This window comes from Mesorhizobium sp. M7A.F.Ca.CA.001.04.2.1 (genome assembly GCF_003998485.1).
Classification (GTDB): Bacteria; Pseudomonadota; Alphaproteobacteria; order Rhizobiales; family Rhizobiaceae; genus Mesorhizobium; species Mesorhizobium ciceri.
Genome location: NZ_RZQT01000183.1, coordinates 1 through 9611, shown reverse-complemented (window position 1 = coordinate 9611; position 9611 = coordinate 1). Strand labels below are relative to the sequence as shown.

The following is a 9611-nucleotide window of genomic DNA, read 5'->3' as shown; positions in this document are numbered from 1 at the left end:
AACTTCAACAGATCCTCGGGCTCGACCAGGCGGAAAACATCGCCAGTGCGGCGATCCTCCGGCGAAGCGACGACCGCGCCGAAGCCGATCGACGTCTTGCGGCCGCGATCCGAGATGATCTTGTCCAGCCCGGCGAAGGCGCCGCCGCAGATGAACAGGATGTTGGCTGTATCGACCTGCAGGAATTCCTGCTGCGGGTGCTTCCTGCCGCCCTGTGGCGGCACGGAGGCGACGGTGCCTTCCATGATCTTCAAGAGCGCCTGCTGCACGCCCTCGCCCGAGACGTCGCGGGTGATCGAGGGATTGTCCGACTTGCGCGAAATCTTGTCGATTTCGTCGATGTAGACGATGCCGCGCTGGGCGCGCTCGACATTGTAGTCGGCCGACTGCAACAGCTTCAGGATGATGTTTTCGACGTCCTCGCCGACATAGCCGGCTTCGGTCAGCGTCGTCGCGTCAGCCATGGTGAACGGCACGTCGATGATGCGGGCCAGCGTCTGCGCGAGCAGCGTCTTGCCGCAACCGGTCGGGCCGATCAAAAGGATGTTGGACTTCGCCAGTTCGACATCGTTGTTCTTGCCGGCATGCGCGAGGCGCTTGTAGTGATTGTGGACCGCCACCGACAGCACGCGCTTGGCGTAGGGCTGACCGATGACATAGTCGTCGAGAACCTTGAGGATCTCCTGCGGTGTCGGCACGCCTTCGCGCGACTTCACCATCGAGGTCTTGTTCTCTTCACGGATGATGTCCATGCAGAGTTCGACGCACTCGTCGCAGATGAAGACCGTCGGACCGGCGATCAGCTTGCGCACTTCGTGCTGGCTTTTGCCGCAAAACGAGCAGTAAAGCGTGTTCTTGGAATCGCCGCTGTTGTTGCCGACCTTGCTCATTTTCATGTCCTTTCATGGCCGCCCGCCGATGGTCTGGCTGAAAGGGCGCATACTCTATCTATCGCGGGAATCCGCCGCCGCCAGTGTGTCCCGGCTCCCGCAACGCATTCCGTACGAAACACAAATCAGAAAACGTGGCAATGATTCGCGACAACCCCGCATAAAGCTAAGCCGCCGAAACTCAACATAGCCTTAACGTAGGCAATCCTGTCCCCCGAGGGAACAGCCAATTGTGGCCGAAATGCCGCAAGACGCGCCAAAAGCGCGTGATGGTGCCATCCAACTGCCAACTTGCCTTTATGCCAGCGCCCCTTCGGCCGCCTCGCGCGACGAAATGACCTTGTCGATGAGGCCGAAATCCTTGGCTTCGTCGGCGGTCATGAAATGGTCGCGGTCGAGCGTTTTCTCGATCTCTTCATAGCTCTTGCCGGTGTGCCTGACGTAGACCTCGTTGAGGCGACGCTTCAGCTTGATGATATCCAGGGCATGGCGCTCGATGTCGGACGCCTGGCCCTGAAAGCCGCCGGAAGGCTGGTGAACCATGATGCGGGCGTTCGGCGTGGCAAAGCGCATGTCCTTGTGACCGGCAGTCAGGAGCAGCGAACCCATCGAAGCCGCCTGGCCGATGCAGAGCGTCGACACGGCCGGCTTGATGAACTGCATGGTGTCGTAGATCGCCATGCCCGAGGTGACGACGCCGCCCGGCGAATTGATGTAAAGGTTGATTTCCTTCTTCGGATTCTCAGCTTCGAGGAACAAAAGCTGCGCGCAGACCAGCGTCGCCATGCCGTCCTCGACCGGACCGGTGATGAAAATGATGCGCTCCTTGAGGAGGCGCGAGAAAATGTCGTAGGCCCGCTCGCCGCGATTGGTCTGTTCGACCACCATCGGAACGAGGTTCATGTAGGTTTCGACGGGGTTCTTCATCAGGTATCTCTTATCTCGCGGTGGGATTCCGGCGCCGGGAATGCCGGCAGATCGGGCAGAATCGGTTCTGGATCGTTATTCCGTAAATAGGATGCCGGCTCGTCCTTGTGCAAGGCCGACCCCTCCTAGCCATCTGGGTAAGTCGAATCAAGCTTTCTGACCAAGGATTCGCGGCGGCGGATGCTTCCGCGGGTCCGGAGCCGCATCGCCGGCCCCGCAACGTAGCAGTTTCTTAACCGCGTCACTTAACGAAATGCGCCGAAACCGCTTTTTTCCGAGACGGCTTCCTCTACAATTCAACGTTGAACTTATGCATAGAGTTCAACAGGGGGAGTGTCATGCCCGGGAAAACCGCATGCTTCACCATTGCCGGCCTGACCGTGCTCGGCACGATTTCGCAGACGGCGGCCGGCGGCCGCGCCGTCGAATGTTATGAGCCGGTCCGCAGTCCGGCCGTCTATGACACGGTCTATGAAGACGTGATGATCAGTCCGCCCGGTCAGCAGGTCGACTATATCGCCCCTATCTTTGGCACGCGCGAGCGCGTCGTGATGACCGTTCCGGCGCAAGTGACCTACCAGATCGTACCGGCCGTCACCCGCACCGTCTACCGTACGGTCCGGGTCGATGGCGGCGGCTATTCCTGGGAATGGCGCGTCATCCATGGCCGCAAGGTGCTGTGCAAGGTATGGCACAAGGCGCGCTACGAACGCGTCGCAGAGACCGTCGTGATCCAGCCCGAACGCACGCGGCGCGTCGTCATTCCCGCACAATATGACAGCATCGCCGAGGAGGTGCTGGTGCGGCCGGAACAAAGGCGCGTCATCGATGTCCCCGCCTCCTACCAGACCGTCGCGCGTCGTGTGTTGGTCCGGGAAGGCTCATCCAGTTGGCGGCGGGTGCATATTCCCAGGCATTGCCAGGATTAGCGCGCATGGCGTACCCTGCTTCGCAGCGGATCTCCGTTGGGCTGAGGGCATGCGCGACCTGGAAATTTCCAATCAGGAATTGTCAGACCTTGCCGAAGAAGCCTTGGCGCTTGCCAAAGCTTATTGGGCCTCCCTCGAGGAACGTCGGACGTATCCCACGACCAGCGGCAAACAGACGACGGAACTCTTCTCGCGGCCTTGGCAGGAGAGCGGTCGTGGTCGGGAAGTCTTGCAGGATTTCAAGTCGATAGCGGAGCATGTGCGGCCTTCAACCGGCAGGTTCTTCGGTTATGTCGTCGGCTCCGGCGAACCGATCGGCGCGCTGGGGGAATTGCTGGCTGCGGTGCTCAATCAGAATGTGACGTCGTGGCGCTCGGCACCGGCTGCGACATCGATCGAACGCGCCGTCGTCGAATGGTTGGCGGAGGCTGTCGGTTGCCCCGGATTTACAGGCAGCCTGTGCGGCGGCGGCTCGACGGCGAACCTCATGGCCCTGGCGATGGCGCGGGAAGCGAAGCTGCCAGCCAACGAAACAGGCGTGCGACCGTGCGTGATCTATGCTTCCGAGCAAGTGCACATGTCCATTCCCAAGGCCGTCGCGCTGTTGGGGATCGGTAGAAAAAATCTCCGTTTGATCCCTGTCGACGACAAATTCAGGATGCGGACGGATGCCCTCCAGGCAGCTATTGCAGCCGACCGCGGCATCGGCAACATGCCCATCGCCATCGTGGCCACGGCCGGCACCATCATCTCCGGTGCGATCGATCCCCTTCCCGAAATCGCAGACATTGCCCGCAGGGAAGCGTTGTGGATGCATGTCGATGGGGCCTATGGGGGACTGGCGGCCCTGACCGTCCCGGAAAAGTTCCAGGGACTGTCTTTGGCGGATTCGCTGTCGCTCGATGCGCACAAATGGCTCTATCAGCCACTCGATTGCGGCTGCCTGCTCAATCGCCACCCAGACATTGCGCGCACGACTTTCTCGCACAGCGACGACTACGTCAGGATATTGAGCGAAGACCCAACGGAAGCATTTGCATTCTTTGAAGAGTCGATCGAACTGTCTCGGCGCTTCCGTGCGCTGAAGCTCTGGATGTCGCTGCAGTATCACGGGCGCCGTGCCTATCGCGAAGCCATCGCGCGCGATCTCTACCATGCCCAGATGCTGGCACAGGCAATCGCTTCACAGCCGGAGCTTGAGCAGCTTGCGCCGGTATCGCTAAGCGCGGTCTGTTTCCGTCACCGCTCTAAGGACAACGAAGCGATCCTGCGCCGCGTGATCGCGCGCGGCCTCGTGTATCTGTCGAATGCAACGATCAGCGGTCAGTTCGCGCTGCGGGCGTGTTTCGTCAATCACAGGACGACCTTGGATGACGTGCGGGCGATTGTGTCCGAAGTCATTGCCGCCGCAGACGAACTCAATCATTGAACCGCTGCGGATTTGGCCTCGTGTTTCAGGCGACCTCCGCCCGCAGCCATGCCTTCAGACCGGCGATATCCCCATCGCCGACAGCAGCGGCAACGCGCCTCTTCGATGCGGGCGATCGGCGGCGAAAACAGGTTGCGGATCGCCTCGCCCTCGCCCGCCACCGGCTCGCGGTTCCAATCGGCGTCGCTGGTCGGCACCTTGTGCAGCCCTGACCCGAACTTCATGCCGGCGCCGCCGGAGGGCGGGATCACATAGCCGTCGATCGCGCCGCCGACATCGAGCACGACCGGTGCCGCCTGCCAGGCCGCCTTGAGGTCGGCCGGCGGTTCGACATAGGCAAGTGCGGTTCGATAGGTCTTCAATTCTCCATCCAGTTCCGGAAACAGCTTTAGCACCCAGGCGCCGGCGGCGACGACGATACGGTCGGCCTGCATCGTCTCGCCGCTTTCGAGCACGATGTGGCCGGCCTCGGAGTCGACCTCGACGACCTTGCTGTTTTCGTAGACATTGGCGCCGTTGGCGCGCAGCCACTTTGCCAGGCCGGACGCGATCTTGCGGCAATGCAGGGCGCCGCCTTCGGTCGAGAAATAGGCGTAGCGAAACGACCCGGCTTCCAGAAACGGCCAGCGTTTCACCGCCGCGTCGGGCTCCAGCAGTTCGAACGGAAAATTGCCTTCTTCCAGGCCCTCGCGATATTCCTCGGCCTCGTCGCCAGGCTCGCGCGAAATGCAGACAAATCCTCTGGGATCGAGGTGGCTTTCGCCGAGATCGGCCCACATCTCGTCCCAGGCCCGGTAGGCTTCGGTGATCAGCCGGCCGTAGCCGGTCCCCGCGCGATAGGCGCGGCGGATGATGCGATGATGGTCGCCCGACGCGGCAAGCGGGTTCGGGATCGGCCCCTGCTCGACGATCGAAACGCTGTGACCCGCCTTGACCAGCGACCACGCGGTCGAGAGGCCGGCAATACCCGCACCGACAACGATCACCTTCATCAAATCAGACTTTCCGCAGCCGGTCGGCTGGCTCAACGTATTGGATTGCGGGCGCCAACATACGGTCTGGAACCAGGCTGGCAAGCCGCGCTATTGGTCTGGCATGAGCAAATTGACGCCACCCGGCCTGGTCTTTGATCCAGCCACGCGACACCTGCGGCTCGATCCGCACAAGCATGCCTTTTTTCAGAACCCGTACGAGGCCTATGCATTTCTGCACGGCGCATCGAATGCCTTCTTCTGGGAAGAATTCGGCTTCTGGTGCTTTGGCGGCTTCGACGACGTCAACCGGCTGCTGCGCGACCGCCGTTTCGGCCGCCAGAATCCGGCCGGCATTCCAGACAGTCGCGGTATCGGACAGGACCGTAGCCATCTCAGGGCTTTCGACGGCATCGAAGCCAATTCGATGCTGGAACTGGAGCCACCCGTGCACACGCGGCTCAGAACACTGGTGAACCGTGCCTTCGTCTCACGTCAGGTCGAACGGCTGCGGCCGCGCGTCGAAGCGCTCGCCAACCAACTGATCGACCGTTTCGACCCGGGCAAGACAGTCGACCTGCTGCCCGCCTTCGCGGCGCCCTTGCCGGTCACCATCATTGCCGAAATGCTCGGCGTGCCGGTCGAGATGGGGCCGCAACTGCTCGACTGGTCGCACCAGATGGTCGCCATGTACATCCATGGCCGCACCCGCGAGATCGAAGAGATGGCCAACCGCGCCGCGGGCGAATTTGCCGATTTCCTGCGTTTCCATGTCACCGAGCGACGCAAGAACCCTGGCGACGACCTGCTGTCGCTGCTGATCTCGGCGCAGGAGGACGGCCAAAAGCTGTCGGAGGACGAGATGGTGTCCTCGACGATCCTGCTGCTCAATGCCGGTCATGAAGCGACAGTGCATCAGACCGGCAACGCTGTCCGTTCGATCCTTATGCAAGGCGGCGATGTCAGCCGCTTCTTCGGCTCACCCGAAGCGACCGCGGCAACGGTCGAGGAATGCCTGCGCTTCGACGCGCCGCTGCACATGTTCACGCGCTATGCCTATCAGGAGACCGAAGTCGCACCTGGCATTATCGTGCAGCCGGGCCAGACGATCGGGCTGCTGCTCGGCATGGCCAATCATGACCCGCGCGCCTTCGCCGAACCGCAAGCTTTCAGGCCCGATCGTCCGGACCAGAAGAACGTGTCATTCGGCGCCGGCATCCATTTCTGCATCGGCGCGCCGCTGGCCAGGCTAGAATTGCAGGTGTCGCTGAAAACCCTGTTCGAACGGCACCCGAAGCTGCATCTTGCCGAAAGGCCAAGCTTCCGCGACACTTACCACTTCCATGGGCTGGAAAGGCTCGCCGTCGGCTTTTGACGAAGCGCGGATTTGGGCGCCGGCCTATTCCAGCCATAGCGCCAGCAGCAACCACAAGGTCGGCTCACCGGACCGCCCACGATGCCCTTCCACGACAAGGCACCGGAAGCTGTCTCAGCCAGTTCCAGCGAAATAGTCATACGCAGGCAGCACAAGCTTGGGGGAGAGCCTGAAGGCCGTTGCTGGCAGCCCCTGTCGATCCATGCCAAATCGCAAGATCGGTCGAGCGCGATATATCCGGAAAGGCCTAACTGGTGTCGTCACGGAGAAAGAGACGTTGAAGGCCGCACTTGAAAACTACCAAGCCCGAATGCAGCGGGTGCTAGACCATATAGACCAGAATCTGGATGACGATCTGGGGCTGGAGGCGTTGAGCGGTGTCGCGGCGTTCTCGAAATATCATTTCCACCGACAGTTCACGTCCACCTTCGGGGTGTCCGTGCATCGCTATGTCCAGCTCGCCCGCATGAAGCGTGCTTCGTACAGACTTGCCGAAAGTGACGCCCAAAGCGTCACCGACATAGCCATGGATGCCGGTTACGACGCGCCGGATGCCTTCGCCCGCGCCTTTCGGCAACGGTTCGGACAATCGCCGTCGTCGTTCCGGAAGTCTCCCGACTGGGGGTCGTGGCTCATGGCCTTCGGGCCCCTCGAAAAAGCAAGGAACACGCTTATGCAGATAATCTTTGAACACGACGACGTGACGATCCGCGATGTGCCCCCGACGCCGGTGGCGATCATGGAGCACCGCGGAGACCGGGCGACGCTCCAGGACACCATCCAGCGGTTCATCGCCTGGCGTAAGGCGGCGGGCTTGTCGCCCGAGACAAGCCCGACCTTCAACGTCTTCCGTTCCGAAAGGGAGCCCGCGGTCCCGGCTGATTACAGCATGGACATTTGTGCCGGGACAGACCGGCCGATCGAGGCGAATGACGGGCAGATGAAGGCTGGCGTGATCCCCGGCGGGCGCTGCGCGGTGCTGCGCTACCCTGGCAATACCAACAATCTCGAACCCGCAGCACTTTATCTTTATCGTGAATGGCTTCCGGCCAGCGGCGAGGAAGCACGCGACTTTCCGATCTATTGCCAACGACATCTGTCCCACTTCCCGGAGGGCCCGCTACGCGAAGTGGTCGTTGAACTCTTTCTGCCTCTGAAATAGCTCGGCAGGACAGCGGTTTGTCCCCCCGATCGCGAGCATCATGGCGACGCGAGATCAAAGCTTGATCACATACTCCTTGCGAGTCGTTTCAAGCACTTCCCAGCTGCCCTTGAAGCCGGGCTTCAGCACAAAGCTGTCGCCGGTCTTGACGGTGCGCGCTTGCCCACCGTCCTCCGCGATCACCGAAACGCCGGACAGGATGTGGCAGAACTCCCACTCGTCATAGACGATGCGCCATTTGCCCGGGGTCGATTCCCATATGCCGGCATAGAGGCCGCCGTCGCGCTCCTCGACATTCCAGGTGCGGAATTTGGGATCGCCCGAGATCAGCCGGTCGGGCGCCGGTGCACCCTGTTCGGCGTCGACAGCGTCGACGCCGATGGAAAGAAATTTCGACTCGCTCATGATCGGTCAGACCTTGGCTAGAGCCTGTTCGAGGTCGGCGACGATGTCGTTGACGTCCTCGATGCCGATCGAAAGCCGCACCGTGTCCGGTCCTGCGCCGGCCTTGACCTTCTGCTCGTCGGAAAGCTGGCGGTGCGTGGTCGAAGCTGGGTGGATGACCAGCGACTTGGTATCGCCGACATTGGCGAGGTGCGAGAACAGCTCGAGAGCCTCGACGAATTTGACGCCCGCGTCATAGCCGCCCTTCAGCGCGAAGGTGAACACGGCGCCGGCGCCAAGCGGTGAGTACTTCTTCTGCAGCGCGTTGTTCTTGTCTGAGGGCAGGCCGGGGTAATTCACCGATGCGACCTTGGGGTGGTTGGACAGCCAGGCGGCAACCGTCACGGCATTGTCGCAGTGGCGCTGCATGCGCAGCGGCAGGGTTTCCAGGCCGGTCAGGATGAGGAAGGCGTTGAACGGGGAGATCGCCGGGCCGAGATCGCGCAGGCCGAGCACGCGCGCGGCAATGGCGAAGGCGAAATTGCCGAAGGTTTCGTGCAGGACAAGACCACCATATTCGGGGCGCGGTTCCGACAGCATCGGGTATTTGCCCGATTTCGACCAGTCGAAGGTGCCGCCGTCGACGATGGCGCCGCCGATCGAATTGCCGTGACCGCCGATGAATTTGGTCAGCGAATGGACGACGATGTCGGCGCCATGCTCGATCGGCCGGATGAGGTAGGGCGAGGCCAGTGTGTTGTCGACGATCAGCGGCAGGCCGTGCTTGCGCGCGATGTCGCCGATCTTCTCGATGTCGACGAAGGTGCCGCCCGGATTGGCGAGGCTTTCGATGAAGATCGCCTTGGTCCTGTCGTCGATCTGGCTTTCGAAGGTCGAGATATCGTTGGTGTCGGCCCATCGCACCTCCCAGCCATAATTCTTGAAGGCATGGCCGAATTGGTTGATCGAACCGCCGTAAAGCTTGTTGGCCGCGACGAAATTGTCGCCCGGCTGCATCAGATTGTGGAACACGATCACCTGCGCCGCATGGCCGGAGGCGACCGCGAGTGCCGCCGTGCCGCCTTCAAGGGCCGCCATGCGCTCTTCCAGCACCGCCTGGGTCGGGTTCATGATGCGGGTGTAGATGTTGCCGAAGGCCTTCAGCCCGAACAGCGACGCGGCATGGTCTGCATCGTCGAAGACGAAGGAGGTCGTCTGGTAGATCGGCGTGGCGCGCGCGCCGGTCGCCGGATCGGGCTTGGCACCGGCGTGGACGGCGAGCGTGTTGAAACCTGGCGTGCGGGTCACTGAAAACCTCCCTTTTGAAACTCTTGAAATCGCCGGGCATTCTTGGCGAAGCATGAGCGCGAATGCAAAGAAGAAAATACCCTTCGGCTAGCGATCTGCGGCCGAGGCCCGAGAAAATGCGCTGGCCTAAGGAATAATTTTGCGCCTAAGGCGCATCGCGCGTCAGGCCTTGCTTTTGGTGCACGTCGTTATCCCAAAACCGCTGCGCACTTTTGAGCGACGTGCACTACTTCTGC

General features: G+C 61.6%; 9 protein-coding genes. 4 read left to right on the top strand and 5 right to left on the bottom strand.

Annotation, left to right across the window (positions count from 1 at the left end; translation table 11 throughout):
- Both clpX and EN955_RS31785 read right to left on the bottom strand, forming a co-directional pair.
- The coding region (gene clpX / locus EN955_RS31790; RefSeq protein ID WP_127223530.1) for an ATP-dependent Clp protease ATP-binding subunit ClpX at positions 1–890 on the bottom strand (890 nt) is incomplete at its 3' end.
- A 297-nt stretch (positions 891–1187) separates the two neighbouring features.
- Complete coding sequence (locus tag EN955_RS31785; RefSeq protein ID WP_024504593.1) at positions 1188–1817, bottom strand: ATP-dependent Clp protease proteolytic subunit; 630 nt, start codon at positions 1815–1817, stop codon at positions 1188–1190.
- A gap of 338 nt (positions 1818–2155) precedes the next feature.
- Between EN955_RS31785 and EN955_RS31780 the strand changes: the two genes are divergently transcribed.
- Positions 2156–2746, top strand: coding sequence for a hypothetical protein (locus tag EN955_RS31780; protein WP_024504594.1), 591 nt, complete (start codon positions 2156–2158; stop codon positions 2744–2746).
- A gap of 49 nt (positions 2747–2795) precedes the next feature.
- Positions 2796–4175: a pyridoxal-dependent decarboxylase gene (locus tag EN955_RS31775; RefSeq protein WP_024504595.1), complete on the top strand. Its 1380-nt coding sequence runs from the start codon at positions 2796–2798 to the stop codon at positions 4173–4175.
- Here EN955_RS31775 and EN955_RS31770 read toward each other — a convergent pair.
- A complete protein-coding gene (locus EN955_RS31770; RefSeq protein WP_245265375.1) occupies positions 4169–5167 on the bottom strand; it encodes an FAD-dependent oxidoreductase in 999 nt (332 codons plus the stop codon). The genes EN955_RS31775 and EN955_RS31770 overlap by 7 nt on opposite strands.
- A 103-nt stretch (positions 5168–5270) precedes the next feature.
- Here EN955_RS31770 and EN955_RS31765 point away from each other — a divergent pair, with 103 nt between their 5' ends.
- Both EN955_RS31765 and EN955_RS31760 read left to right on the top strand, forming a co-directional pair.
- On the top strand, positions 5271–6521 hold the full coding sequence (locus EN955_RS31765) for a cytochrome P450 (RefSeq protein WP_024504596.1): 1251 nt from the start codon (positions 5271–5273) through the stop codon (positions 6519–6521).
- Positions 6522–6798: 277 nt separating this feature from the next.
- A complete protein-coding gene (locus EN955_RS31760) occupies positions 6799–7683 on the top strand; it encodes an AraC family transcriptional regulator (protein WP_024504597.1) in 885 nt (294 codons plus the stop codon).
- A gap of 54 nt (positions 7684–7737) precedes the next feature.
- Here the strand turns inward: EN955_RS31760 and EN955_RS31755 are convergent, their stop codons facing one another.
- The gene (locus EN955_RS31755; RefSeq protein WP_013532197.1) at positions 7738–8088 is read right to left on the bottom strand and encodes a cupin domain-containing protein; all 351 of its coding nucleotides are present in this window, start codon (positions 8086–8088) and stop codon (positions 7738–7740) included.
- Positions 8089–8094: 6 nt separating this feature from the next.
- Positions 8095–9375, bottom strand: a complete 1281-nt coding sequence (locus EN955_RS31750; RefSeq protein WP_024504598.1) for an O-acetylhomoserine aminocarboxypropyltransferase — start codon at positions 9373–9375, stop codon at positions 8095–8097.
- Between the last annotated feature and the right edge of the window lie 236 nt (positions 9376–9611).

Coding starts and splice junctions, on each gene's coding strand:
- EN955_RS31785 (WP_024504593.1), bottom strand. CDS start 1,817: ATGAAGAACCCCGTCGAAACCTACATGAACCTCGTTCCGATGGTGGTC.
- EN955_RS31780 (WP_024504594.1), top strand. CDS start 2,156: ATGCCCGGGAAAACCGCATGCTTCACCATTGCCGGCCTGACCGTGCTC.
- EN955_RS31775 (WP_024504595.1), top strand. CDS start 2,796: ATGCGCGACCTGGAAATTTCCAATCAGGAATTGTCAGACCTTGCCGAA.
- EN955_RS31770 (WP_245265375.1), bottom strand. CDS start 5,167: ATGAAGGTGATCGTTGTCGGTGCGGGTATTGCCGGCCTCTCGACCGCG.
- EN955_RS31765 (WP_024504596.1), top strand. CDS start 5,271: ATGAGCAAATTGACGCCACCCGGCCTGGTCTTTGATCCAGCCACGCGA.
- EN955_RS31755 (WP_013532197.1), bottom strand. CDS start 8,088: ATGAGCGAGTCGAAATTTCTTTCCATCGGCGTCGACGCTGTCGACGCC.